Origin of the sequence: Nostoc sp. LEGE 12447, from assembly GCF_015206985.1 — a bacterium.
GTDB lineage: Bacteria > Cyanobacteriota > Cyanobacteriia > Cyanobacteriales > Nostocaceae > Nostoc.
In genome coordinates, this window is sequence record NZ_JADEXT010000004.1 from 1 (window position 1) to 25,120 (window position 25,120).

Sequence of the window (25,120 nt, forward strand, 5' to 3'; positions counted from 1 at the left end):
GACGGCTTTTGTGTACATATTGCTGCCAAAATTGCATCTCACACACTACGTTTGTTGCTTCGCCGACATTTTGGCATTAATGTTCTCACTTTCCAGTCTCAACCTCTTTAATTCACATTAGGCGTAAGTTCTACCTAAAGATACTTGAGAGCAAATAGTTAATTTGTATCTTGAGTAATAAGGGGCTGTGAGGGTTTGAGGGCATCACCTAATGGAAACATTAAAAAATAATTAAAGATTTTTGCCAAGTCAGGGAAAAGTAAATAAATCGTTTTAGCCAGGCAATGAGTTATTCATCTCAATAGAATATATAAATTTATTGGCACTGCTCAATGGCAACAATCGCAACCCAAGAGACAATCAACTTCTCATTTTCGCCTTTGTATACAGAGAAGAAAAAATGGTCGTTTTGAGCAACTATTACCTGAATGGGTGATTGGCGGGGTACAGCGATCAAGTTGTATCAATGCCAAATCAAACTGGCTCCCGTCCCTAAAAAGCAATCCACGCCCATATAACTTTATGGCAAAATGTCTCTGATTCGCTGATAACTTCTTGTATTCTGGGATATCCGTTCTTTCTGGAAAGCCGAATGATTCCTATAGATATGAAACGACTCATCAAAAAAAACCCTAACCCAGTTCGCAAGAAAACAGAAGTAACCCCACCACCGACTGAACCCATTGAGATGCCTGAGAGCCAAAATATTCTTGAAACAGTAATTGAACCCAATCCACCTGTATACATTGAAGACTACGTTTCCGAATCCGAATACATTTCTAAACACTATCGCCCCCTCCGCTCTGTGGGTAACTCCGGGTGGCAACCGTCTGATGTGTGGCGCGAGTTGAGAGTTGATAATTTCTGTGAGTAAATTAAGCTCTGACTGAATAAAAATTAATATATCTATCATGCTAAATTACCTTCAAAAAAGCCATGAAACGCTTACTTGGCAACAGAAATAAACATTATTTCCTAGTTTTTTATGGGGTTTAGCACTGATTCGGGCTTTTGAGCTTTATTGTCGAGCCTAGTTTTGATATCTAACTAATAATTTGGCATAACAGATACTGAAGAACCAAAATTATTAAACCTTAATGGTTCTAGAAATTTTTCTAGAGGCATTAAGTTAAGCTTTCGTTAAGTTATAGAGTTAAATATAGTGCTTGAATCAAAGTCAATATCCAGAGTATTTAGTCAATTTCACCTTTGGGTAAAGAGTAAATAAATATTAGATGCAATTGTATGAAGATAAGGTTTACTAAATTTAATTGGCAATACTTGCTGATTATACGCCTCTTGCAAGGCTCACTTCGATTGCGATTTGCTTAACAATATTTACAAAAAAGACAAGCTCGTTTCAAATATTTTAAAGTTCATATAGATGATTTATTAGTAAAGTTTTGGATTGCAAGTAAATACCCAGGGCTGGAAGTCCCTTAGTTTTCAATGCGATAACGTATTAACTGCTTAATTGCTGTTATCGGTAATCCTAAAGCTTGAGCGCTTGCGGCATCAACTTGAGCAAATTCAGTCACGGGGAATTCAAATTCCATCTGCTTTAACACTGAATCAGCAGTGTAAACTTTGACTTCAGTCAACTTTTCTTGACGTTGAATTACCGCTTCAATAGACATAACAGCGAGTGAAACAGAAAACTGAATGTGATGTTTTGAGTCGGCGTGGATTTGGGCGGTTGTGTCATAGGTGTAGCTTAAGACTTGATGTGTCAGCAAACCCGTACTTAACCAAAAAAACAGTCCAATTAAGGGTATTGGCAGCCAAAACTCTAGCCCTAATTTAATTAGAAGTTGCAGCCAACGAGGTCGAGCCATAACCCTGTTTTCTCACTTTCGGTAAACAATAATTGAAGTAAAATTCTCAACCCTTGATTAAATAAAACTTTAAGCTTTTCTTTACTCACAGAAACTAAAATTTTTAGCCAAAACTCAGAAATTAAAGCTTCAGAGGGCTGTCAGAGATTGGCTTATCCCAGTTTGAGATAACAGGGATAATACAGAAAAAGGTTGATTATGAATTTATCATAGGAAAATAAAAAGTATAGCGACATAATGAATGAGAATCTTGCTTGTAGAGGATGATATTACTCAATTACAACCACTACAGGGTGCGCTCTCGAAAGTCGGACATATTGTAGATGGTGCTGAAGATGGTGAAACAGCCCAGTGGTTAATGCAACAGAGAGACTACGACCTGTTAATTTTAGATTGGATGTTGCCCAAGCTCAGTGGTGTGAGTCTGTGTCAAAAGTATCGCCAAGCAGGTAAAACGGCTCCAGTAATGATTCTCACTGCTAAGGATGCAATTTTGGATAAAGTGTCTGCTTTGGATGTTGGTGCAGATGACTACCTAGTTAAACCCTTTAGTTTGCTAGAACTATTGGCACGAGTACGAGCATTGGGACGCAGAGCGCCACTCTGGCAAGGTGACACGCTAGAGTTAGCCGACTTACAACTTCATCTCAACACTCTAACGTTAGAACGCCAGGAAGCTACAGTCCAATTATCGGGTCGAGAGTTTCAATTGCTGGAATACTTTCTGCGACATCCTAAGCAAGTACTCACTCACGCCCAAATCGAACAAGCACTTTGGGAGTGGAATATACAACCAGATAGTAAAGCAATAACGATGTTAGTGCATCGACTGCGGCAGCGCTTACAGATGGTAAAAGCAGAAGATTGGCTTCAGACCGTGTACGGTATAGGATATCGATTAGTTGCCCCTGAATAATGCGATCGCTCATTCCTCCCATGTTCAGCCGCAGTCGGCGTAACCTAGCTCGCTGGTTTACGCTTTCAATGGGAAGTATTCTGGTGATCTTTGCAATCATACTTTACTTTTTAGAAGTCAAAGAGCAATTGCGGGCATTTGACCAAGAACTTTACAACACAACGCAGCTGATGGCGGCGGGTGTTGAAGATGGACGTTACCAACAACAGCAACGCATTAGTCTTGAAGATGTCCCCATCTTAGGTGGTGAAGCTTTGCCCTTTGACAATAGGATTATTTATGCCCGTTGGTACACTCCCAAAAAGCAACTACTAGAGTTTTTTGGTGTCACTCCATCAGAGCAGTTAAATAATCAACTAGGGTTTCAAACAATTAGGTTAGGTGATGCTGCACAACAGTCGCCTCAAGAAGGCGATCGCGTTTCCACCAGTGTTCGTCACAATGAAATGCTACGTCAATTAACAGTTCCGGTTTTTCAGGATAAACAATTAATCGGCTATCTGGAAATAGCAGCTTCTTTAGCGCCTGTTGAAGAAACTTTATGGTCATTGAGACTGTTTTTAATAGTAGGTGTACCCATTGCTTTAAGCGTAATTGGTTTGACGGGTTGGTTTCTTGGTGGAATGGCTATGCAGCCAATTCGCCAATCCTACGAGCAATTACAGCGCTTCACAGCTGATGCCTCCCACGAGCTAAGGACACCCCTTCAGGCAATTCGGCATAATGCTCAGTTTGGTTTGCTCGAACCAATTGACCCTAATGAACAGCAAAGTTCCCTAGATAATATCGACCAGATTGCTGAATCAATGGGAATGTTGATTAGTGATTTATTATTCTTAGCTCGAAATGAAGGACAGTTAAAACCAGAGGCACTTAACCTCGTCAATTTGGTTAGCTGGCTCGAAATATTAGTAGAGGAATACACCCACTCAGCAAAGGCAAAAAACTTAGAATTAACCAGCGAATTTCCTGAACAATTGGTAATGTTGAGAATCAATCCAGATTTAATTCGGCAAGCAGTAAAAAATCTTCTCAGTAATGCCTGCCGCTACACGCCGTCTGGAGGTAGAGTTCGCTTACGAGTTTTCCTTGTGTCTGGTTGGGTGGTAATTGAAGTCCGGGATAGCGGTATTGGGATTCCAGAGGCAGATTTACCCTATATCTTTGAGCGGTTTTATCGAGTAGATAGTGTACGCTCGCGCCATACAGGAGGTTTCGGGTTAGGATTAGCTCTAGCACAACAGATTGTCCAGGTACATGGGGGACAAATTCTAGCAATCAGCCGTTTGGGTGAAGGCTCTACATTTCAAATCAAACTACCATTCACGCCTAAATCCTCACCATAACGAACAATTCAATACCGGGTTGGCTAGCAAATATTTTCATTCGTAGTAAAAGAAGACCCTGGCTGGGGATCAAGCTGTTACCTTCTTGTTACTTTTTTCTGACAATCTGAAAATAAGCGTCCATTACACATCAGATTGGAGGATTTAACCAATGAATTTCAATCCTACACCCAGTATCGTCCTAACCGGTTTGTTTGCGTTGCTCATGCCTTTTGAGGTGGAAGCGCAGAAAGCACCAAACCAATTTGAGAATTTGCCAAACGCTCGTGTTACCAGTATTTCCGGCGAAGTTACTAGACTTTTAGATGATGAGTTCATTCTCAACGATGGTAAGGGACAAATCATCATTGAGGCAGAACCTCAGTTAGGACAACCCATTAACCTCTCTGTAGGAGAAAAAGTCACCGTCGTTGGCAACTATGACGACAATGAGTTCAAAGCCCTGAGTATTACTCGTGCCAACGGTGAAATTTTTCAAATTCATGACGATTAAATTCTCTACACTCCAGCAGTGTCCCTAATCACCGAAACGGCCGTTCGTTTCTGCTCTTGAGCGTGACCTCCAGATAAAACTGAGATCGCGCTCAAGAGCAGAAATTTCTTAAATAGTTCAAGGAAGGTTCCCAGTACTGGATGACATCTGCGTGATGCCAAATAGAGTACAATGGCGCAAGCGCCTGACGTAGGCGATCGCGCGGGGAGAGAAATTCCTTAGTAAATAATCACTTTAATTCGTCTTGGGTTAGTATCACAGCAAAGGTAAGCGAATGAAATGCGATATGTTTTTTTTAGCAGCCCTTTTAGCAATCACAGGCTTGCGAGCTATCGCGTTATCCTTTTTTTCTAATTCTGCGGAATCTACTGCTACCATAACTAGCACTATCAAACCTATAAAAGTAAAAGCGCCCCTGACCAAGAAAGCATTCAGTCTGGGTAGAATCCCCCTGAATGGTACGTTGGAAGCGGTAGAAACCGTTACTACTACCAGCCGAATTATGGGACAGATTAAAACTTTGCCAGTGCAAGAAGGCGACAGAGTTAAAGCAGGTCAAACCATTGCCATTATTGATATCAAAGATATCCAGGCACAACGCAATCAAACATCGGCTGTGATTTTCCAAGCTCAGGCAGGTGTAACAGTTGCGACTGCCGCCCAAACTCAAGCCCTAGCAAACAAAACTCAAGCTCTAGCACAACTCAATCAAGCAGAGGTTCGTCAACAAGAAGCCGAAGCCAAATTGCAGGAAGCACAAGCACAACTAGCTGACGCTCAGTTCAATCAACAACGCATGGCTATGCTGCGAAAAGATGGTGCAGTCAGTCAATTACAACTAGATACAGCCAATACACAGGTTGCATTAATTGAAGCTCGCATTCAACAGGCAAAAACTGGGATTGAACAAGCCTTGCAGGAAATTGAGCAAGCCAAAACTGCCGTCAAACAGGCAAGCTTCCAAGTCCAGCAAACACGAGCAGGAGTAAAGCAGGCGCGTTCCCAAGTTCAGCAAGCACGAGCAGAAGTAAAGCCAACGATTGCTAACCTAAACCGCAGCATTGTTAAAGCACCATTTGCTGGAGTCGTCACTAAGAAACATACAGAAGTAGGTGCAATAGCGGGTTTTGGACAACCTTTAGTGACATTGGAAAGTAGCGATCACTTGCAGTTTAGCGTTATAGTACCAGAGTCAATGAAGTCCTTGGTGAAACAAGGAGATGAAGTGGAAGTGCAGCTAGATGCTCTCAAGCGTTCTGTGCGCGGACAAGTAAATCAAATTATTCCTTCTGCAAACCCCAACAGTCGTAATTTTACTGTCAAAATAGCCCTTAAAGAAGCCACAAATTTAATGCCGGGAATGTTCGGGCGGATAAAACTGCCCTCTGAAATCACTCAGTCATTATGATTCCCCAGAGTGCTTTAGTTAAACTAGGTCAGTTATCAGGCTGTTGCCGATGGCTCCTCACCAATTCCCAGTTCCTTCTTACTGTGCTTTAACTGTTTCCAAAGTTCCTTAATTTGCTGATAAGCATCTTCTGGCTCAAGCTTACCATTGCTTTCTAAACTGGTGATCGTGTCAACTTTTTGAGCAAATTCTTGCAAGTTAGCATTAAACACTAAGTTTTCTGGTTTAACTTGTCCGTAGTAGCGGCCACGAGGGGAAAGGAATTTATTTTTGTCTTCTTCATGAGACTGATTCATGACTTCACCTCTCAACTAATAAGTTTTCACCAATAATGTCAACCCAGTTTCAACTATCTCCTTAGCCAAATGGCTGCTTGGAAATATAGTTAGCGATTGCTAGAATCATGAACCTTTTTTTAGTATGACTCATAGTCCAAAATCGTCAAATGTAAAGTGAAGAATTTCAGCTATTTAGCTTTTTGGCTGACAGATGGCCTTGCCATGAAGCTAAAAACAAAAACAGCTCAAGAGTCTAATCTTATCCACACTGCTGAAGCGTTAGAAAATCAACTATCCCAATTACAACAAGAATTGGGAGATAATTCAGACACACAATTACAATCATTGATGAGCTTGTGAAATGCTTACGACGGTAACTGAGCTTTTTAGAAGTGGGGCTTACAGCTGCGCTAAAAGTTGCTCGACAATTTGGGCAATTTGTTCGAGTTCTTGCAACATCTGACTGATATTGCTTAAGTCTTGTGCAAACGAGGTTTCTGCACCAATCGATTTGCGAACCCGATTTGCCTCAACTGGGCGGTCATCTTCTGCTCTGGCAATCTTGTAGTAATAATTACCTGCTTTACCAAAATGATGTGTTAGCTCCAAGAGCGATCGCTCTTTCAAATCCGCACCACTATGAATGCCGAGCGAATGCATCTTCGCCGCCGTCACCTCTCCAATGCCGTGAAACTTTTCAATTGGTAGCTGCTCTAAAAAGGCGTAGACGCTTGCGGCTTGTCGTAAACATCGCATCCTCCGGTAAAATAACCGTCAGTCCGTTGGGCTTGTTCTGCCCTGATGCCATTTTTGCAAGAAACTTGTTAATCGACACACCTGCGGTTGCCGTCAACTGGGTTTCCTGGAAAATTGCAGTTTTGATGTGTCTTGCGATAGTAGAAGCGTAGGGGATGTTTTGCCTATTCTCAGTAACTCAAGGTATGCCTCATCTAGCGCAACCCCTTCCACTAAATCACTGTAGCGTTTAAAGATAGCGTGGATTGAAGTGGAAATATCTCGGTAAACGTCGAATCTCGGTCTGACAAAGATAAATGCGGGACATTTAGCGAACGCAGTTACTGAGGGCATCGCAGAGTGAATGCCAAACTTACGAGCTTCATAACTGGCGGCTGCAACTACGCCTCGCTGATTCGGGCTGCCACCTAGGGCAAACGCATCTAAATTACTCTTGATCACAACGAAGCTTAAGAACCAACGAAAAAATCAGGATTTCGCGTTTGATTATTTTTAAAGCCCCAAAGCGATCGCCTAATTATTCGCAATAAGCAAAGGTTAATGACATTAATTTTAGCTCTATTGAGAATAGACTTTGCTTATTGACATGATGCGGCCGCCCTAGGCTGCCACCGACAACTAACGGTTTACCTCGGTAGCTAGGCTTATCTTTCTGTTCCACCGATGCATAGAAGGCATCCATATCCACATAAATTATCTTTCTCACTTGGAAGCAGAGTGAAGCATTAAAAAGTTAGGCTAACTGGTGCTTAGTAAAATACTATATTAATAGTCTTGTAGTACATTACCACTACTAACTTCAAATACCATATCTGCATTACTTACCACCTGGCTATGTGACCAGTCGCTACAGTGATAAGCTATAACGGCTGGTCATCACAACTCATCTTTGAACCAACTCAACCCAGGGAGCAACGTCGCAGCCGTATAATAAATCTTCTGTTCCCCGAATATGCCACCCGTGCAGATGATGATACAGAATTCACAGATTTCTGGCGGCGCATCACGGGTAAGACTGAGCGTGTGATTTCGATTACACCGAAGCAGTTAAATTCAAACTGTTTTCTAATCTGCTGAGATAATGATTAAGGCTTTAAAAAATCTAAATGCTTGCCTGGTTGCGATCGCAACTCTTCTGGAGTACCTTGCATTTTCAATTTGCCTTCATCCAGTAGGACAATCCAATCAGCTCGGTTAATCACTCTTGGACGATGACTAATTAAGATTGTAGTTTTGGCTTGGCGATCAAATAACAGATTGTCTAGAACTACACTCTCGGTGTGAGGATCGAGGTTAGCAGTTGATTCATCCAAAATCAGAATTGGTGGATCGGTAGCTATAGCTCTTGCTATAGCTAATCGTTGCCTTTGTCCTCCAGAAATATTTGCACCAAATTCTCCCAAAACAGTTTGATATTTGTCTGGAAGTTGACTAATGAATTCATCTGCTTTTGCTAGTTGACAAGCTTTGACAATTTCTTCAAAAGTGATATGAGGAGCACCTAAGCGAAAGTTGGCAATAATTGAACGACTCCAAAAGTGAGGTTCTTGAGGAATCAAAGCAATTTGCTGGCGCAGACAATCTAGTGAGATATCTTTTAGATTATAACTTCCAATACGGATATTACCTGAATCTAAATGGTATAGTCCGGCAATTAATTTAGATAATGTACTTTTACCACAGCCAGATTCGCCAATTAAAGCGACTACTTTACCACCAGGAATTATTAAAGAAAAATCTTCCAATAAATCTATTTGACTAGGATAGTTAAAATTTAATTGAGAACAAACTATTTCAGCATTTGCTGGAATTTTAACATAGGCTTTCTTAAAATCTTCTATTTGGATTTCTGGGGAGGCATCAACAATCTCATTTAACCTTTCTGCGGCTGCTTTTATCCAGACTATTTGATTCATAATTACTACTAAATCAGTAATTAAACGAATTATGTTTTGAGTCAAGCTATATGAAGCTACTAGTTGACCAATACTCAGTTCCTTTGTAAATACTAATTGACTTCCCAACCACAGTACGCCTACACTACCGAGAATTGAAACAACATCAGAGAATGTTTGATTAGTAATTGCTAATTGGACAGTACGAAAAGTTAAGTTAGCTACACTGCTAGAACGCACCTGGAGTTCTTCCCAAAGTTGGGGTGCAGCTACAGTAGCTTTGAGAGTAAGCGCGCCTTTAAAAGTTTCAACTAAAATTCCTTGATTTTCACTTTCTTGAGCTAATACCCGTTTAGTTTTTTGCTGCATAATAGGGAAAAGCACAATTGTTGATGCTGTCATTAAAACAATAATCACAGCAATAGCGAGCATTAGTTCCCAACTATAAAATAGCAGTAAGGCTAAAGAAGCTATGGCAATAAAAAATTCGCTAGGTAGACTGACCAATAGCTGAAAAATAACATTTCTAATTCGTTGAATATCATGGAGTCGGCTAATAATTTCGCCACTGCGATGAGTTTCGTAATAAATTAGTGGTAAACGCAATATTTGGCGTATAAATTCTAAAACTATACCTAATTCTAGCCGTTGAGCGAGGTGTGCAATTAAATTAGACTGTACAAGTTTGAGACTGGTACTGATGAGACTCATTACAGCAACACCAATTACCACAGCATTAAGCAGCCCAGTATCTCGCCGAACTAGCACATCATCAGTCAGGATTTGAATTAAAAAAGGAGATGTCAGAGCAATTAAACCAAGTATGAAGTTAAGCAACAACGCTTCAGCAAGAATTATTCGGTAAGGTAATAAACGCCCTAAAAAGTGTCTTAAACCGTGAACTTCATCATCTGATTGTTCTGCAAAGCGTACTGGGTCTGCCTCTAATAACAGCATGATGTAATTTTGCCAGCCTTTGGTTAGCTCCTCGCAAGATAAATAACGCACACCAATAGCAGGGTCGGCAATGACATACTTGTTACCTCGCTTGCCATACAACACCACCCAGTGATATCCCAACCAGTGAATGATCGCAGGTAAAGAGACTGCATCTATTTGGTCGAGAATTTCTGGTGCAGCCCTTACACCTTGGGCATTGAAACCCAGTCCCTCAGCCCCTCGTCTCAGCCCCAGTAACGTAGTTCCTTGCTGCCCAGTACCAACTAATTCTCTAATGTGACTAATTGCCACTGTTCGTCCGTAGAACTTAGCAACAGTAGCCAAGGATGCGGCTCCACAGTCGGACTCAGCAACTTGTAAGACACAGGGATATTTTACAAATCTGACCATTTTGGCGAAAAAGCTGCCACAAAACATTGGCTACATGATAACCGTACTTTTATGAAGTTTGTATGAATTTGATACACACTTCCCTCATCTCGACTTTTGTGCAATATAACTGTAATTATATGAAGAGGACGTGTAGTATCTAATACAGGAGTTTTATCTCAGGATAGATGCTGCTATTCCTGATTCAAAACGAAACAATACAAGGAATTTTGCTATGAAAATCACAAAGCAAGTTAAAACACCAACCAAAACACAGCCTGTTGCCAATCTGTTAGTTGTGAACCTGACTGAAAAGGATATGAATACTATCACTGGTGGAGGTCAACTAAATGCAATTTAGGCGTTAACAAACCTTTAAATTGAATAATGATGAAGGTGGAAAATAGTAGAATATTTTCCTTGTAATCATAAACATTGAAATTTACAACCTCAAAAAATTAACGATGAAAACGAATAAGCAAATCAGCAAATCAACTCAAACACAGCCTATTGCTAATTTATTAGTTGTAATCTTAAATGAAAAAGAGATGTCTTCTGTAAACGGCGCAGGAAAAATAGGCTCGCTTTAGAAGTTAAAATCTCTAATTTACTCTGCTATCAAGATACTTCAATACTGGGTTTTGAGATTAAGCAACAAAAACATCTACATACAAAGGAAAATTGCACTATGAAAAAGCAAGAGAAGAAAGAAGGTAAAACACAGTGTTTAGCACACTTGCTAGTAGAAAAGTTAAATGAAAAAGAGATGTCCCTTGTGAGCGGTGGCGGTAAAATAGGTACGCTTTAGAAATTAAAAGATTCTTTGACTAGGTAGTAAATATTTAGCAACCTAGTTAAGTGAAAAAATTAAATGTAATACTAGTTAAACCTGGAAAATTTTAAACTTATTTTTCCAGGTTTTTATCTATTTGTAATTTGCTACTTGATACTTTAATTATGCTTAATGACCCCAGCCCAGATTTAGTTCGCCCAATTCACAGTGACCAATTTTTACCATCAATTAGTCTTTGGACGACGTTAGGGGGTTTATTTCTAGTTGGGACAGTAGGTGCTACTATAACTATTCTCGCTGTTACTGAATACAATGTTACTGTTAAAGCACCCGCTACAATCCGTCCTTCAGGAGATATACGGTTTGTGCAAACAGCTGAGGAAGGAACTGTAACAAAGATTTTAGTGCAAGAAAATCAGTTAGTAAAGCAGGGAGATCCGATTGCGACTATCGACAACTCTCAAATCGAAACCAAAAAAAACCAAATTGCAGACAATATCCAGCAAAATAAGCAGCAATTTCAGCAAATTGCTTACCAAATCAAAGCGCTACAAGCTCAAATCACTGCTGAGTCTAATTCGAGGCAACGAGCGATCGCATCTTTACAAGCTGACTTAAGTCGCAACCAACGAGATTATAAAGATAGGCAAATCACAACTCAGACACAAGTCCAAGAAGCACAAGCATCTGTTGAATTAGCGCGGGAAGAACTTCAGCGATATCGGGAACTAGCAAACACAGGGGCGATTGCTACTCTCCAAATCAAAGAGAAAGAACAAGCTTTTAAAGCTGCACTTGCAAGGTGGCAACGCGCCAAAGTGGGGCTTAATCCTAGCTCTGCAAATGTGGCGATCGCACAAGAAAAAATTGCTCAAGAACAGGCAATAGGTGAATCTACTCTCGCTAGTTTAAATAAAGAACAAGAAGAATTAATCCGCCGTCAAGTTGAAATCCAAAATCAAATTAACAGCGCTCAAAAAGACTTAAAACAAGTCTTTATAAAATTGGATAAAACTATAATTCGGGCATCCGAGGCTGGTACGATTCTAAAACTTGAACTGCGAAATCCTGGCCAGGTAGTGCGTTTAGGAGATGAGATCGCTCAAATATCTCCCAATAGTGCTGCTTTAGTTGTCAAAGCCCGTGTTGCTACTCAAGATATTGCTCAGGTACGGCTATGCAAAGCTGCAAAAGTCGCAGATTGTCAAGATGGTAAAGTGGAGCTAGGGGTTTCGGCCTATCCATATCCAGATTATGGTACGCTCCCTGGCGCTGTCAGGGTCATAGCTGCCGATACAATCGTGTCTCAAAATAGTCGTCATAGTTCAGTTGCACCCTATTATGAAGTGACAATTGAAGTTGAAAAACTCTATTTAGAGAAAGGCAATTACTCCTACCAGATCCAAGCCGGAATGGAGGTTAGAGCAGATATTATTTGTCACAAAGAAACGATACTCACTTTTCTCCTGAGAAAAGCAAGGCTACTAACAGATTTGTAAATTAGTTCTTTTGGAAGCAGATCGGGTTGCTCTCATTCTTTTTGGTCTGTCAGAATTACAACTAATAATTTTATAATTTACCAATTTCATAACTTAGAGCTTATTATGAAATAACCTTCCTTCTTTTTAGTTATAAATGCTTTTTTAGTAAGCTTTTTAAATAGCAAATTTTAAAAATTGTTTCTTGACAGGCTCTTACAATCTTTGTGCCCGTACATGCCACTACCGAATCTAGCGTAGCGTTCCTCAGTTGCGTCAATTCTCCTAGCCCTAGTTTTCCGTTGACGAGCGCTTGACTTTTAAGACAGTCGCTACATGTACCGCAACCATTTTTTAACTTAGTATAACGATGGTATTAGTAAAAAATTAACACCCATTTATAGCGTTTTTAGCAAGCATAATTTTCCCTGTGATGTAGGCTTGAGCGATCGCTATTCGCCGTAACTTGCCACTGCTAGTTTTTTCTAGTTGTCCTGGGCGAATGAAGAGTATATTGTCCACAAGAATTTTAATACCCAGCTGGTTGAGAACAATCTCGCTGACTTGGCGTTGATGGTCAATTACTTGTTGAAGAATACTGGCCTGTTTGGTTTCTATCAAGACAATAATGCGGTCATCAGCCTGAATTATCGCAACTTTGCTCGGTTGTACAAACGGTAGCGACTCTATGGTATGTTCAAAATCGCTTGCAAAATAACTTTGACCATTAATTTTGAAGCGATCGTTCAGCCGACCTATGACGAACAACTCACCCTCGCTAATTACACCCAAATCACCAGTAGGGAAAAAACCATCACAATTGTAAAAAGGGCGTTCGCTTTCAAAATAATTATCGACCAAAGTCCCGCCTCTGAGTTCAATTTCACCAATTTCACCTTCATGGCATAAAAGACCATCTTCAGTTCTTAAACGGATATCAAATGTACTCAACGCTTGACCTACAGAAATAGCTTTGCAGCCATTTGCCAAAGTCACAATCCGGGGAACATCTTCTAACTTACAGCAGGAAATCATCAGGACTGCCTCCGCCATACCATAACAAGGCTTAATTGCTGTAGGTTGCAATCCATAGGGTGCAAGCACTTCCAAGAACTGATGTAGTTTGTCTATATTAATTGGCTCGCTGCCATTAAAAACCATTCGTAGCTGGGTCAAGTTTAAGTTGGCAATTTCTTCTGGATCGGTAATTGCCAAGCGACGGAGACAGTAGCTAATGGCAAAATCTGGAATAACTGCGATCGCAATCTTTTTTTCTGACAGTTCGCTCAACCACTCCACGGGATTCATCAAAAAATGCATTGGGGTACTCAGGTGCAAGTTATGCCTCACGTATAGGGTTGTGAGCAAACCACCTACTAATCCCATATCGTGATAAAGTGGCAGCCAACTTGCAGTTGCATCACTGGGTCTATTTTGAACATGGTTAGCGATCGCCTGCATTTGTGTCACAATTTTCCCATGAGTGACTGGAATTCCTTTGGGGAAAGAAGTCGAGCCAGAAGAAAACTGCACAAAAGCAATATCAGTATCTGTAATTGTTGCAAAATTTGCTGATTCTTGGGGCTGAATATCTGTGTCTGGTAACTGTAAACGCTGGAGGCTCAATTCTAAACTTCTAATACTAGGTGCTTCCAACACAAATTCAGCTTGATATTGGGTTGTAACCTTGGTCAAAAATTCCAGGTAGCTCTCTTTAACAACACCCATGCTGTAGGGTTTGACTGACAGTGGAATTGCTCCCAGTCCAACTAAAGCAAAGAATGCAATAATCACACCTTCGGTTGTTTCAAAAGGAAACAGAATCCTTGAGCCAGCTGTCACACCCGCAGTCCGAAAGTACTCCATATAGGCTGCAATCTTCTGGTACATCTCACAATAGGCGAGAAACTTAGACTCAGCAGCACGATCCTGCCTTAAGAACAAGCCCAAGTGTGAGTCAGTATTCTTGAGAGCCTGAATCATTGCGATCGCGGTCATCGACAGCTTAGTTCTAGGTTGTAAGTCTTGCATTGTTTTGACCTCAACTATTTTGTTGCTTATTTTCATCAAGAAAATCCTGGAGAGTTCTAAGCGATCGTTCAATTGAATCAATGAATGCTACTTTCACAAGAGCATCGGCAGCAACCTTTACAGTTCCGTTTTGGAAAATCTCAATAAATTGGTGAAAAATTACTTGATAATAGTAATTTTCCTCCGCGTCTTTGAGCTTCGTAATAATCTTGACCTCTCCAGGTAATATTTCACGGCTATAGTTGACTTCAATACGAGCAACTACAGGAATAATCCGCTGTCCGTGAAATAAGTTGTGATGCTCAAGCCATGACCATCGTCCTGCTTCTAGGTATTCGAGAACAGTGGCATTATTGACGTGACCCAAACTGTCAAGGTCATTTGGGCGTACCTGAAGTTTTAGGTTAACAGCTTCAAAGTTCATAAGTGGGTTGGCGTGAATATTTATTATCAAGGCAAGGCAGAAGGCAGAGGAGGCACGGCATTGTGGAGGTTTCCCTCGTTGTAGCAAGTGGCGTGGCAGAAGGCGAGTCACTTTCCGTCTTGGCGCTTTGCGTCGTTAGCGCAGCGTTAGCGAGTCTTCGAGCGTCTGGCAAAGTAACGAACCCGAAGGGAAAGAGGGTTTTAGTTAACTTTACTTTTTATTACACACTTCTGTTTATTTGCACCTTTCTACTGCCAAGTCCCAAGTCGCTGCAATCATGACTGGGGAGAGATAGCCACAACAGTAGACACATAATCCCCACTGTGAGATATGGAAAGGTGAACAGTCCAACCTTGAACCTGAAAATGCTCTGCCAGTGAGCCGTAAAATTCAAAGTAAGGTGCGTAACAGGAATTATGTCGCACTTCTACATCTGTCCAGTAGAAATTAGGGGTCATTGCTAAAGCCTTAAACAAGGCTTCTTTAGCTGAAAAAGTACCTGCCATACTTTGGAGAGGGTTTTTACTTTGGCTGAAGTAAAGGCACTCAGTGTTTGTAAAGAAAATGCCTGGAAGTTTCAAAGCTTCAACTTTTGTTAGTTCTGCAATCAGTTGAATATCGTGCCCCAGTCCAATTAACATCCCACCAGATCCAGCCATGTCTGCTCAACTTCAGCAGCAGAGTTTACCTGAATTCCTGTAATTTGTCTGAGAGCAGAAAATATCAGATTTTGTTTGCGCTCAATATTGTCTGGCAGAACCATCTCATACTTGATCGAATCCCACCAGTTGACGTGAGAATCCCGCTGCTCAAGATGTTGGCGGTTACTACCATAAAGTTCGCCCCCTTCTCGCACAAACAAGTGTGCAACAGCAAATGCGCCTTTGGGTGAGTACTCTTCACTATCAACTAAAGCTTTGGCAAAACTTATGAAGTATGTCAGATGCTGCGATTCATCAGCAGCAATTTGCTTAAATAGCTTTTTCAATCCAGGGTCTTGAGCAATACTTGCACACCAAGAGTAGTTAACCGTGGCTGTAATCTCTGAAATCGCTAATAATACTAGTGTTCTGAGCATGTCATCGTCGGGAAAAATCTTCCGAAACTCAATGACAGTCTCGTCACTGACAGGTTCTAGACTGAGTAGAGTCGATAAGCGATTAAGTGTGGTTTCGTGAAAGCTTTCTTCCTCATTCCAGTAACGGCTCCAAGTACTACAAGCTTGCATAATGCTTGCTAAAACTGGATTACCATCTTGCCAACGACGACACTCAGCATCAGCTAATCTAGCCAAGCGATCGGCTCCTGGCTTAGTAGTCAATTCTGCACGTCCAGCATTCCAGAGATTAGCTTTGTCAAATTTACTCACAGCCTCCAGGTTAATCGCACCAATCATTTCCACTGCACTCCATCGGCGCTTTTCATGGAAATGGTGTTGTTCCCATATTAAATCAACTAAAGAGCTTCGTTGCTCGGCAACAATTGCATATAAGCTGCTGACAATATCAGATCGAGAAATTGTATTTACCATAGTGAAGATATTTGAATTTAATTTTTAAGTTTTAGAGGTTATTTGAAAAGCCTTGGTGACTAACTGGAAGTCGCAGCTACATAAACAAAACCCATCTACCATTCTCTTCAAGACGCTGACGCGTAGCTTGCTTCTCCGTTAGGAGAAGGAGTACGGTAACGCCAAGGGCGAACGTGGGTTAAAAAGCTGGTTGTAAAACTAAAAATGAAAATTTTTGCCAATACCCTTTATTCTCTAGACTTTATTCTGCAAAAGTTTTGAGATTTAAAATTTATTATTTTTAGGTCAAAGTATTAACTTTATCAGCTTCATTTAGAAATGCTTCTAATACATCTGAAATAGGGGTATCAAGAGAGAAAGCTGGCAAACGTATTTGGACTCCATACTGCTTTTTCAGCATATTCGCAGTTTTGGCGAAAATCTCCATCAGATCGATGCTGTTATGTAGGTGATCGGAACGGGCAATAATCGCCGATAGCGTCAAGTCATTTTCAAAAATTTCTGCAATAGATAAACCAACATTTTGGGCAAAAATCTCACAGATATAGTCTTTCAAGATTTGAAACTCCTTTGTTGCGGTATTACAGTAAGTTAGATGCTGTTAGTTACAAGTTTTACTTAACATTAACAGAGAATTTGACGTTTATATGCTATCGATTACATACAGTAAGCTTAAATTAGCACAATTAATAAAGTTTTAGCTGCGTATTTATACTAAAGATGAGTTGCTATGTGTCCTGATGAAGTTTTTTAGCGGTAAACAAGGAGAACATACGTTAAAAACGCAAGTAGTAGTCCGTCAAAAAGTGGTCAGGTTATCTGTTTAAAGCATGGTCACAAAGAAGGGTATGGGGGTTAGAGCGTAGGGTGTAGAGAAGACAGCATTGAAACGGGGCTTGAAACTCAGACCGATGCAGTCGTTTTGAAAAGCGGGGTTTGTATCTCACCAGCTGTTGGGACTATTTCTTTCACTACGTAAGGATTCAGGTGGCAGAGTATTGACTCAAACAGTTATAACGATTGGGTCAATAGTTACAGCAGAAACTTCTCCCCAACTTGCCGCCACAATTAAAGCACCAGCCGCCAACTCATATCTTGTACCTGATAAAAACAATCAGTATTGCGTTGCAGCACTTCTAGAACTTACTCTTGGTACGCACTCAAGGTTTTTTCTCCAAAAGACATTAGTATCATTTTTACAACCATCACTACGGTTATTACTGCCTTATTTCAGTGCTGATGAGCAATTAAAAAATTTAAATTATACAATTAACATCCGGAAAACAAAGTTGAAGTTAGGAAAAATAGTGAAAATATGATTGTAACTTTCTTTGATTGAGTTCATCTAAAAGGCTTTCACAATGGTTACTACTCCTGTATATTATTTGCAAATTCTGGACAATCCGAATATTGAAATTTCTCAAGATGAGTTGCGATCGCTTTTAGGAGAAATAGAAGTAAAACTGCATCGTAGCGGAGTTTATCGACGTGCTTTAGCGATTGTACAGAAGTTAATAGGTGAACAAACAGATCAGGCTCAAGATTTATTAAAAGCCGTAGGTAGAGAAGCAATCGGGTTAGCATTTCAACAATTTGCCCAACAATCTCAAAAAGTTGAAACAGTTACAGATAACAAGCCAGCCACAGAAACAGTCAATTCTTCACCAGAGATACAGCAGGAGCATTGCACTCTCCGAGAGGAAACCTCTAAAAATACAGCAGAAAATTCGCTGTGGAAAAAACCACTACAATTGCTGAATCATCAGAGAATTTCTCAAGCAGAACTTGCTGAACAAGCTGAACTTGCAGCTCAACAACGCATGGTGTGCCTACGTCAAATCGGGCAACAACTCCAAAAGACCCGTCAGTCCAAAGGCCTTTCTTTGCACCACATCCAGCTTTCCACTCATATCCGAACGGAGCTGATAGAGGCATTAGAAAACGGCAACTGGAAAGAATTATCAGATGACATTTTTGTACGTGGATTTATACGACGTTATGGAGATGCTTTAGGACTTAATGGTGTTGCTTTAGCTGCCTCTTTGCCATTCCTAGCAGCTATACCAGTAACTCAGCCTTTTTCGGATAAATCTAAAAAAGGAATGGGATTGGAAATTCGTCCGACGCATTTATATGTAGGTTATACAGTTCTTCTTGCTGGTGCAATGGGAGGATTAACTTTGATGTCCCAGCAACAAGCAAATACCAATATATCAAATGAGCAAGATAACTCTTCTTCTGTTTTACAATCGTTAAAACAACAATCCCCTACTGTTAAACCAGGGATTAAATCTACTAACACTGGTGTGGCTGTCGGATCTGATATTTCCCCACCAGAAGGATTATATTAACGAACTGCACGTGCCTGATAACGGCTCTCGTGTGGGCTATGCCGCCAATTTTAACTGTTAAACGGTATCTTCTGAATGTCTACAATGCCGTACAAAGCACTGATATAGGCCTTTTCAGCCGCCTATACGGTCATGGTATTTCCCCACTGTTGCGAAGGACGTTGCTCTACAGCGTGTTCCAAATCCTGAATGCGCTGCCTAAGCTGTTGATTCTCAGTTTCCAACTGCCGTAGTGATTCCATTTCATCCAGCAGTTGCTGTAACTGGATGTTTTGCTCTTTCTGTTGCTTGTACAGGTTTTGCAAGGATTGGATTTGCTCTTGTACCTGGGCTTCAGCTTTAGCACCTGCTTCTTTGCAAACCAATTCTCAATTCCTGAGAAAGTCGCTCTAGTTCCTGTTTATGCTGTTTTTTGAGTGCTGCGATCGCTTCGGTGTACTCTTTTGGGTAAGTCCGTTCACTTGATTCGGACACAATTGCGGCATTTAAATCAGCCAAATCACTATTGTTTACCAGCAGCCTCTCACCATCGCTGAAGGTGACAATCTGCTGATAGTTATTTGGTGCGTCTGCCTCAATCACTCCCGATTCACCATAGCGGGGGTGCAATTGTGATGAAACAGTGACAGAATTACACAATTGCGTTTTAGGGTTTTCGCTTTTTGTGGTGCGTTTAGTTGTTGGTGCGACAAGTTGTACTGCTTTAGCAAAATCGGCAGCAGTAGGGAAGGGTTTTTCTTGGGACGCGATCGTAACGGGCAAACTTTAGCGGCGCAGATATCCGAGGAGCAGATTTTACAGGTGCTAATCTCACAAGAACAAACTTCAGTCATGCAAAAACAGGATTGATGTGGCGTGGATTAATTGCTTTATTCAGTACTGCGTTGCTGTTCGCAACATTAGCAGGATTATTTTTACCCTACTTCACTATTGACACCATATCTTTGCGTACTACCAAGAAAGATATGATCAGAGTGTTGGTCTTAGTTAACAGATAGCGGTGACAGAAGCGCTCAAGCAAATCGATAGTAATCCCACTTTGAAAGCGCGGGTAATTGGGGCGTTGAAAGCCGGTGGAACAGAGGCATTAAAGAAACTAGTAGATCATCCTCTTGTCAATATACTTTTGGCAACTTTAAAAGGATGGCAGGATGTTGAATAGTTCCGTTGCTACAGATGAAGTAGAGGATTTAGCTGGTGATGGCAAATGAGGAGCATTTGGCAATACTAAAGAAAGGTGTAAAAACTTGGAATAAATGGAGAGAAAAATATAATAAGTTGTAAGAATGGATCAACAGGAAGCTCCATACCTCTAAACTGTATGATACTGAAGTAGAGTGTAATTAGTTAATTATTGTGCTATTGTCAAGTCCATGCATTTCAAACCTCACCAAAGTACTTTTGACGATAAATTAAGTGCAATTATAGGACTGGTAATTGGATTGGTGTTCATTGCTAGTGGTTTTTGGGTAAGCAATAAAATCGCACACGAGCGTGCAACACTGATAGAAACACAGGGGATGGTAGTGGACAGCATCAGTCGTCGTGAGCGCGATAGTAAGGATAAGCTCATAGAAACCTATGCACCAGTTATTGAGTTTGTAGCTAAAAATGAGCGGATTCGTTTTACAGGTAATTATGAATCCTACCGCTCCAGTAATGGCAACAAAGTGGTTGTCCGTTATCACCCCAAACAACCAGAAACTACTGCGCTTGTAGTGAATCCGCTTGAAGGCTTGGTTTCTGTGGGAATGTTTGGGATGGGTGGCTTAGTTATAGTCTCTAGTCTTGCTAAGGTGTTGCCTATACAATGGTCTTCAGGTGGGCAAGCTGACCATAGTTGATGTTGCACAACACGGTAATCACAATCTAGCTAACTGACAGCTTTCAGATTGCATATTAGATACCAACCCTGTCAAGACAAACTAGATAGGTGGTAATGTTCATAACAACAACGCTTAAATCTGCCTAAACAGACCAATGCCCGACTCAGAAGACCCAAAGCAAGTCTCCAAGAACGACTTACGCAATTCACAGTTTGGCGGCGGGTTGATTAACGCTCGCACAGTGAATGCTGGGCAAATTGGCAGCGACATCTACAACATTCACCTTGGGAAGCAGATGGCGGTATCAGGTAATTCAGTCCAATCACAGAATCAACGCCAGTGATCGCTCTCCGAAAGAGACTCACTCGAAAAAGCCTACACACTGCAAAGGCATAGAGTTGACAGGATAAGAAATGCATAGGTGATAGAGACAGACCTATCCCACAAGTTTCAATACGAACAGCAATTTCAGGCAGAGGAGCTTACGTTGAGGGAACTTGGCGAAAAGTTGGATGCAATTGAACAACAGTTGCAAGTGGCTGAGAACTCTGGACTAGCGGCAGACACAACTATATAATATATTGAAAGACCGCCAATTGAGGACAAATGCCACAATGCAATCGTGCAACTAGGGTAGTGGAAACGCACCTTATTTACTAATAAAAACTATTGCTCCTGAGTTGATGTTTGCGGTTGGCTGTTCCCGCTTTTGGATATTGGCTGAAACTTTGCTTTCCTGAGTTTAGGTTGTCTCAGCATTCTCACCCTTTGGTTGGGTAGTTTGAATGTTGTCAGACTAAAACCCATTTCAAAACATTGGGATCTTTATCATAGCGATAAATAATGCCATCCTTAGTAGTGATAAATTCTCCTTTGCTTGCCTTGCTTCTAATAGTGCTAAGTGAATAGTATGTTAATTCATTCATTGCCTTATGAGTAAGTTTTTCGCCTGTGCTGATTTCTGACTCATTTTGCGCTTTATCTTCAGGCGAATCATTTATTTTGATTTGAGTATTTGACGGAAATTTAGTTACACTTGCTTTTTGATTTCGATAATCCTGGACAGTTACAAGTTGCCAACTGGAATCTTGTGCAAGTTCTAAAACCCATTGATGGTAATCAAACAGGCTTTCACGGTGCCCAACACTAATAAATGTTGTTTTCGTTGATTGTAACTGTTGATATAAACTTCCTTCATTTTTCAAATCTAAAGCACTTGTTGCTTCATCCAATATAGTAAAGCTCGGATGAGTAACTAACAATCGTGCGAAAGCAAGACGTTGTTGTTCTCCTATCGATAATATATTTTCCCAAGGAACTTCAGTGTCAAAGCCTTCAACTCGACTTAGTAAGTTTTGCAAGTTTACTTGTTGCAAAACGTCTTTGAGTTCTGCGTCGGTCATTTGACGATTCGTATTAGGATAAAGTAACTGTTCGCGCAAAGTCCCTAAAATGATATAAGGCCGTTGGGGTAAGAATAATACTTCTTTTAGGGGAGGTCGTACCAAACGGCCAGTTCCCGCATTCCACAAACCAGCGATCGCTCTCAACAGAGAACTTTTACCTCGTCCACTCGGCCCAACAATCAATAAGCCTTCTCCTGGTTGAACAGAAAGTGACAAATTTTCAACGATCACCTGTTCATAGTTTGGCGTTTGTAAGGTGACATTCTCGAAAGCTAAACGATTTTCTTCTATTGTTTTAATAGTACTGACATTATCTGGTTGTTTGGTAACTGCTTCTAACGCATCTGAAAACTCAGATAAACGCTCAACATAACTGGAAAATCGTCCAGAAGTCCCAAATTCTCTAATTAATGTTGCCATAGCCGAGGCAAACTGATTACAAGCTACACTGGCTTGGACAACTTCTCCGAAATCAGCTTGACCACTCATATATAAAGGTGCTAGTACCAGATATGGGAATATTTGGATAGCAGACTTATATGCTCCGTCAAAAAGTTCTTGATTGTTCTCCCAATTAATCTTGCGTTCGACATTTTTCAGGAGATTAATAAATCTTCGTTGAATTATATTAGATTCTTGCTTTTCTCCCTGAAAAAAAGCTATCGATTCAGCGTGATTACGAATATGAGTCAGAGAATAACTGTATTCTGCTTTCAGTTCTAATTCTTCTTGATTAATTTTATTTAATTGTTGACCTAAGTAAATAGCAATCAAGTTGCCTACGATTGTATAAACAATCAAAACAATTGCAATAAATTGGGAAATTGACCAAAGAATTACTAAAAAAGTAATCATTTCCAGCACTTTTTCTAGGAAAGTAGCTGAAAAACTCAAAGCATTACTGGTAATGGGTTCGATTTCTTGCGATATTCGTTGATCTGGGTTATCAACATCGGATCTAAAGTTGATTTTATAATAAGCACGATTGCTCAAATATTTTGATAATGTGTGATTATTTAACCATTTATACCAATCAAGAGCGATTTTTTTTCTGACAAGTTTAGAAAATCCGTTTAAGAGTGTTATGCAGACAAGAGCAGCGGCGAAAACTACTATTGTATTAATAAAGTTAGGATAATCTTTCTCTTCAATGACATCGGTTATATAGCGAGTAACGAAGCTATTAAAGGCAGTTACGCCCACTAGCGCGATTATTAATAAAATCAGGAGAATCAGCATCCCCCATATTCGAATCACGTCTGGAAATACTCTTTCCCCGGAATCTGTTGGATACCAGTAAGGCTGAACGATCGCTCTTACATTCTCCCAAAAATTATTAGAAGCCGGAGGAGAAGGATCATTCTTTAAGGATTGACCGCGAGAAACTTTTGTTTGCATATTCTAAAATAAGCTGAACATCTTTTTTGATTGAAATACAAAAATACTAACCGAGGAACAAACACAGGATTTAATGTAGAGTAGAAATGTTGAATCTAGATACAAAAATTTTCCGATTTATAGACTAAGTTAACAATTACCAATTTTCAAAAATCGAAAATTCCGAAAATAAAATAATAATAATTGCAAATTAGTAGAGTTTTTAATCAACCACCGCTATGCAACGCCAAATTTAGGATATCAAAGAAACTGCGTCATTCTTACTAGAAGCTGTATCAGCAGCTATTGCAACTGCATTAACATTAGGCAGTTCATCTTCCACAAACCGTAAGCGAGGGTACAAGTAGGCAATAGAGGTTTCTAAAATGGTCAAGACTCCCATAATCATCAGTAGAAATCCCATCCCACGACCTGACCCCACACCGATGATTTGTCCGATGCTTCCTGCTAAAGAACCGTTAGTAGCCATTAATGGTTCAAAAACCTTCTCGGCTAAAGGCCCAATGGTGATATAGCCTAAAGGGAAAGCGGCTGCTTCAATCGCTCCTTTGATTGCAAAAACTCTACCTTGCACACTAGGTTCTACTTTATTTTGCATCACAGCTTGCGTAGAACTGGAAACGATCGGTTGTGTTAGGAAAAATAAGAAGATACCAACAGTGAAGACGACAAGAGAGGCTTGCAAACCAGCGACGAAAATAAATACGCCACTCAAAAGCATACACCCGTATATGGCATATATGTTGCGTTCTAGCCCTCCCCAGATGCTGACGAGCAAGCCACCTGCTACTATAGCAATGCCAAATAGTGAAAGAATAGTTCCCAAAAAGCTGACTGAAACGAAATTTAAGACTAGCGGAATAGTGATGACATTAATACCTCCCACAATATAAAAGCTGGAGGCTGAGAATAACACTAATCCCAGCAGTCCTGGTCGAGCGATCAAATATGTCAATCCGTAAGTTGCTTCACTCAGGAATGAACTTTTTGCAGTTGCAACAGCACTTGTGTTAACTTCCGGGAACCGAACCAGCATCAGGGAAACAAAAGCAATAAATACAGCCGTTACGTGAAACAAAATAATCCCTTGCAAATGGACAATGGTTAGTAAAACACCTCCGAGAGTTGGTGCAATGATTAGGGAAATACCAAACATCAGACTCATTAGTCCGTTGGCACGATTAAGGTGCTGTTTCGGCACTAGTAAGACTGTTGATGCTGTATAAGCAGGTGTATGAAAAGCCATGAAAACAGCAGTGAAGGTATTGGCTAGGTAAATGTGCCAGACTTCTAACCGACCGATGACAAATAAAACGCCGATCGCAATTGTTCCCAAACACGCCAAGACATCAGCGATAATCATTGTCTTTCGGCGATCCCACTTATCTACCAGAGGCCCAGCGATCGGGGAAATTAAGATTAGCGGTAGAGTATTGAACAGAGAAACTAAAGCAAACTGGGTAACTGATCCGGTGCGATCGTAAACCCAGATATCTAAGGCAAAGGCAGTGGTACTCGAACCAATCAAGGCAATCAACTGTCCTACCCAAACAATGATAAATAGCCACATTTCCTGTAAAACAGTCAGTCTTGTTTTTTCCATAATCTGTACGTCGTATAATTACT

Annotated in this window: 33 protein-coding genes and 2 pseudogenes; 19 read left to right on the top strand and 16 right to left on the bottom strand. The window is 40.6% G+C overall.

The annotated features are described in order from the left end of the window. Window positions 1–316: 316 nt before the first annotated feature. Window positions 317–457, bottom strand: coding sequence for a hypothetical protein (locus IQ274_RS06780; RefSeq protein WP_194141781.1), 141 nt, complete (start codon window positions 455–457; stop codon window positions 317–319). Window positions 458–592: 135 nt separating this feature from the next. Here IQ274_RS06780 and IQ274_RS06785 point away from each other — a divergent pair, with 135 nt between their 5' ends. Further along, entirely contained in the window at window positions 593–874 is a 282-nt protein-coding gene (locus IQ274_RS06785; RefSeq protein ID WP_175586849.1) for a hypothetical protein, read from the top strand. Between the two features lie 565 nt (window positions 875–1,439). On the opposite strand, the gene IQ274_RS06790 is transcribed toward IQ274_RS06785, so the two are convergent. Continuing rightward, on the bottom strand, window positions 1,440–1,835 hold the full coding sequence (locus IQ274_RS06790) for a hypothetical protein (protein ID WP_163932868.1): 396 nt from the start codon (window positions 1,833–1,835) through the stop codon (window positions 1,440–1,442). 241 nt (window positions 1,836–2,076) lie between these two features. On the opposite strand from IQ274_RS06790, the gene IQ274_RS06795 reads away from it, so the two are divergent. The 4 genes from IQ274_RS06795 to IQ274_RS06810 all read left to right on the top strand — a co-directional run bounded on the left by IQ274_RS06795 (window position 2,077) and on the right by IQ274_RS06810 (window position 5,998). After that, on the top strand, window positions 2,077–2,751 hold the full coding sequence (locus IQ274_RS06795; RefSeq protein WP_163932870.1) for a response regulator transcription factor: 675 nt from the start codon (window positions 2,077–2,079) through the stop codon (window positions 2,749–2,751). After that, window positions 2,751–4,097 (top strand): sensor histidine kinase, encoded by a 1,347-nt coding sequence (locus IQ274_RS06800; protein ID WP_416209829.1) that lies wholly within the window; start codon window positions 2,751–2,753, stop codon window positions 4,095–4,097. The genes IQ274_RS06795 and IQ274_RS06800 overlap by 1 nt, the downstream gene beginning before the upstream one ends. Window positions 4,098–4,248: 151 nt before the next feature. Continuing rightward, window positions 4,249–4,590 carry a hypothetical protein gene (locus tag IQ274_RS06805; RefSeq protein WP_194141782.1) on the top strand — a complete coding sequence of 114 codons (342 nt, stop codon included), beginning with the start codon at window positions 4,249–4,251 and terminating at the stop codon, window positions 4,588–4,590. A gap of 274 nt (window positions 4,591–4,864) precedes the next feature. Beyond that, entirely contained in the window at window positions 4,865–5,998 is a 1,134-nt protein-coding gene (locus tag IQ274_RS06810; protein WP_228058072.1) for an efflux RND transporter periplasmic adaptor subunit, read from the top strand. A gap of 35 nt (window positions 5,999–6,033) precedes the next feature. Here IQ274_RS06810 and IQ274_RS06815 read toward each other — a convergent pair whose 3' ends face one another. After that, window positions 6,034–6,294 (bottom strand): hypothetical protein, encoded by a 261-nt coding sequence (locus IQ274_RS06815; RefSeq protein WP_163932877.1) that lies wholly within the window; start codon window positions 6,292–6,294, stop codon window positions 6,034–6,036. A 204-nt stretch (window positions 6,295–6,498) separates the two neighbouring features. On the opposite strand from IQ274_RS06815, the gene IQ274_RS06820 reads away from it, so the two are divergent. After that, window positions 6,499–6,636, top strand: coding sequence for a hypothetical protein (locus IQ274_RS06820; protein WP_228058073.1), 138 nt, complete (start codon window positions 6,499–6,501; stop codon window positions 6,634–6,636). 39 nt (window positions 6,637–6,675) lie between these two features. Here the strand turns inward: IQ274_RS06820 and IQ274_RS36340 are convergent, their stop codons facing one another. From IQ274_RS36340 to IQ274_RS06830, 3 genes and pseudogenes are all read right to left on the bottom strand, one after another. Further along, the gene (locus IQ274_RS36340) at window positions 6,676–7,032 is read right to left on the bottom strand and encodes a hypothetical protein (protein ID WP_228058074.1); all 357 of its coding nucleotides are present in this window, start codon (window positions 7,030–7,032) and stop codon (window positions 6,676–6,678) included. After that, window positions 6,974–7,473 (bottom strand): annotated as a pseudogene (locus tag IQ274_RS36345) (hypothetical protein). Before IQ274_RS36345 ends, IQ274_RS36340 begins: the two are co-directional and overlap by 59 nt. Window positions 7,474–7,549: 76 nt before the next feature. Then, a complete protein-coding gene (locus tag IQ274_RS06830) occupies window positions 7,550–7,714 on the bottom strand; it encodes a hypothetical protein (RefSeq protein ID WP_194141784.1) in 165 nt (54 codons plus the stop codon). A 170-nt stretch (window positions 7,715–7,884) separates the two neighbouring features. On the opposite strand from IQ274_RS06830, the gene IQ274_RS06835 reads away from it, so the two are divergent. Then, the gene (locus tag IQ274_RS06835) at window positions 7,885–8,109 is read left to right on the top strand and encodes a hypothetical protein (protein ID WP_163932881.1); all 225 of its coding nucleotides are present in this window, start codon (window positions 7,885–7,887) and stop codon (window positions 8,107–8,109) included. Between the two features lie 8 nt (window positions 8,110–8,117). Here the strand turns inward: IQ274_RS06835 and IQ274_RS06840 are convergent, their stop codons facing one another. Beyond that, window positions 8,118–10,277 carry a peptidase domain-containing ABC transporter gene (locus tag IQ274_RS06840; RefSeq protein WP_194141785.1) on the bottom strand — a complete coding sequence of 720 codons (2,160 nt, stop codon included), beginning with the start codon at window positions 10,275–10,277 and terminating at the stop codon, window positions 8,118–8,120. Window positions 10,278–10,491: 214 nt separating this feature from the next. Between IQ274_RS06840 and IQ274_RS37255 the strand changes: the two genes are divergently transcribed. The 4 genes from IQ274_RS37255 to IQ274_RS06850 all read left to right on the top strand — a co-directional run bounded on the left by IQ274_RS37255 (window position 10,492) and on the right by IQ274_RS06850 (window position 12,548). After that, the gene (locus IQ274_RS37255; protein WP_265578519.1) at window positions 10,492–10,617 is read left to right on the top strand and encodes a hypothetical protein; all 126 of its coding nucleotides are present in this window, start codon (window positions 10,492–10,494) and stop codon (window positions 10,615–10,617) included. 103 nt (window positions 10,618–10,720) lie between these two features. Next, window positions 10,721–10,846, top strand: coding sequence for a hypothetical protein (locus IQ274_RS37260; protein WP_265578520.1), 126 nt, complete (start codon window positions 10,721–10,723; stop codon window positions 10,844–10,846). A 98-nt stretch (window positions 10,847–10,944) separates the two neighbouring features. Further along, entirely contained in the window at window positions 10,945–11,064 is a 120-nt protein-coding gene (locus tag IQ274_RS06845) for a bacteriocin (RefSeq protein WP_194141786.1), read from the top strand. A 149-nt stretch (window positions 11,065–11,213) separates the two neighbouring features. Next, complete coding sequence (locus IQ274_RS06850; protein ID WP_194141787.1) at window positions 11,214–12,548, top strand: HlyD family secretion protein; 1,335 nt, start codon at window positions 11,214–11,216, stop codon at window positions 12,546–12,548. Window positions 12,549–12,914: 366 nt separating this feature from the next. Here the strand turns inward: IQ274_RS06850 and IQ274_RS06855 are convergent, their stop codons facing one another. The 5 genes from IQ274_RS06855 to IQ274_RS06875 form a co-directional block, all read right to left on the bottom strand. Then, window positions 12,915–14,558, bottom strand: a complete 1,644-nt coding sequence (locus IQ274_RS06855) for an AMP-binding protein (protein ID WP_228058075.1) — start codon at window positions 14,556–14,558, stop codon at window positions 12,915–12,917. Between the two features lie 10 nt (window positions 14,559–14,568). Next, window positions 14,569–14,982, bottom strand: a complete 414-nt coding sequence (locus tag IQ274_RS06860) for an acyl-CoA thioesterase (protein WP_163932936.1) — start codon at window positions 14,980–14,982, stop codon at window positions 14,569–14,571. Between the two features lie 275 nt (window positions 14,983–15,257). Then, window positions 15,258–15,641 carry a holo-ACP synthase gene (locus IQ274_RS06865; protein WP_194141788.1) on the bottom strand — a complete coding sequence of 128 codons (384 nt, stop codon included), beginning with the start codon at window positions 15,639–15,641 and terminating at the stop codon, window positions 15,258–15,260. Then, window positions 15,617–16,513 (bottom strand): acyl-ACP desaturase, encoded by an 897-nt coding sequence (locus IQ274_RS06870; RefSeq protein WP_163932901.1) that lies wholly within the window; start codon window positions 16,511–16,513, stop codon window positions 15,617–15,619. The genes IQ274_RS06865 and IQ274_RS06870 overlap by 25 nt, the downstream gene beginning before the upstream one ends. Before the next feature lie 280 nt (window positions 16,514–16,793). Beyond that, window positions 16,794–17,069 (bottom strand): hypothetical protein, encoded by a 276-nt coding sequence (locus IQ274_RS06875; RefSeq protein ID WP_163932904.1) that lies wholly within the window; start codon window positions 17,067–17,069, stop codon window positions 16,794–16,796. A 187-nt stretch (window positions 17,070–17,256) separates the two neighbouring features. On the opposite strand from IQ274_RS06875, the pseudogene IQ274_RS37955 reads away from it, so the two are divergent. The 3 genes and pseudogenes from IQ274_RS37955 to IQ274_RS06890 form a co-directional block, all read left to right on the top strand. After that, window positions 17,257–17,348 (top strand): annotated as a pseudogene (locus IQ274_RS37955) (IS5/IS1182 family transposase); the annotation flags it as partial. 163 nt (window positions 17,349–17,511) lie between these two features. Continuing rightward, complete coding sequence (locus IQ274_RS06885) at window positions 17,512–17,832, top strand: hypothetical protein (protein WP_194141789.1); 321 nt, start codon at window positions 17,512–17,514, stop codon at window positions 17,830–17,832. A 42-nt stretch (window positions 17,833–17,874) separates the two neighbouring features. Then, complete coding sequence (locus IQ274_RS06890) at window positions 17,875–18,864, top strand: helix-turn-helix domain-containing protein (protein WP_194141790.1); 990 nt, start codon at window positions 17,875–17,877, stop codon at window positions 18,862–18,864. 122 nt (window positions 18,865–18,986) lie between these two features. Here the strand turns inward: IQ274_RS06890 and IQ274_RS37690 are convergent, their stop codons facing one another. Together IQ274_RS37690 and IQ274_RS36350 are read right to left on the bottom strand one after the other, a co-directional pair. Next, the gene (locus IQ274_RS37690; RefSeq protein ID WP_322745209.1) at window positions 18,987–19,229 is read right to left on the bottom strand and encodes a hypothetical protein; all 243 of its coding nucleotides are present in this window, start codon (window positions 19,227–19,229) and stop codon (window positions 18,987–18,989) included. Then, on the bottom strand, window positions 19,204–19,626 hold the full coding sequence (locus IQ274_RS36350; RefSeq protein ID WP_322745210.1) for a hypothetical protein: 423 nt from the start codon (window positions 19,624–19,626) through the stop codon (window positions 19,204–19,206). Before IQ274_RS36350 ends, IQ274_RS37690 begins: the two co-directional genes overlap by 26 nt. A gap of 17 nt (window positions 19,627–19,643) precedes the next feature. On the opposite strand from IQ274_RS36350, the gene IQ274_RS06900 reads away from it, so the two are divergent. The 5 genes from IQ274_RS06900 to IQ274_RS06920 all read left to right on the top strand — a co-directional run bounded on the left by IQ274_RS06900 (window position 19,644) and on the right by IQ274_RS06920 (window position 21,267). Then, window positions 19,644–19,862: a pentapeptide repeat-containing protein gene (locus IQ274_RS06900; RefSeq protein ID WP_194141957.1), complete on the top strand. Its 219-nt coding sequence runs from the start codon at window positions 19,644–19,646 to the stop codon at window positions 19,860–19,862. A 2-nt stretch (window positions 19,863–19,864) separates the two neighbouring features. Beyond that, on the top strand, window positions 19,865–20,026 hold the full coding sequence (locus tag IQ274_RS06905; RefSeq protein ID WP_194141791.1) for a hypothetical protein: 162 nt from the start codon (window positions 19,865–19,867) through the stop codon (window positions 20,024–20,026). Window positions 20,027–20,237: 211 nt separating this feature from the next. Then, window positions 20,238–20,708, top strand: coding sequence for a DUF3592 domain-containing protein (locus IQ274_RS06910; RefSeq protein ID WP_194141792.1), 471 nt, complete (start codon window positions 20,238–20,240; stop codon window positions 20,706–20,708). Window positions 20,709–20,844: 136 nt separating this feature from the next. Continuing rightward, complete coding sequence (locus tag IQ274_RS06915; RefSeq protein ID WP_163932916.1) at window positions 20,845–21,033, top strand: hypothetical protein; 189 nt, start codon at window positions 20,845–20,847, stop codon at window positions 21,031–21,033. A gap of 78 nt (window positions 21,034–21,111) precedes the next feature. After that, entirely contained in the window at window positions 21,112–21,267 is a 156-nt protein-coding gene (locus IQ274_RS06920) for a hypothetical protein (protein WP_163932919.1), read from the top strand. A gap of 214 nt (window positions 21,268–21,481) precedes the next feature. Here the strand turns inward: IQ274_RS06920 and IQ274_RS06925 are convergent, their stop codons facing one another. Further along, a complete protein-coding gene (locus IQ274_RS06925; RefSeq protein WP_194141793.1) occupies window positions 21,482–23,494 on the bottom strand; it encodes an ABC transporter ATP-binding protein/permease in 2,013 nt (670 codons plus the stop codon). 232 nt (window positions 23,495–23,726) lie between these two features. Beyond that, window positions 23,727–25,097, bottom strand: coding sequence for an MFS transporter (locus tag IQ274_RS06930; RefSeq protein ID WP_194141794.1), 1,371 nt, complete (start codon window positions 25,095–25,097; stop codon window positions 23,727–23,729). Between the last annotated feature and the right edge of the window lie 23 nt (window positions 25,098–25,120).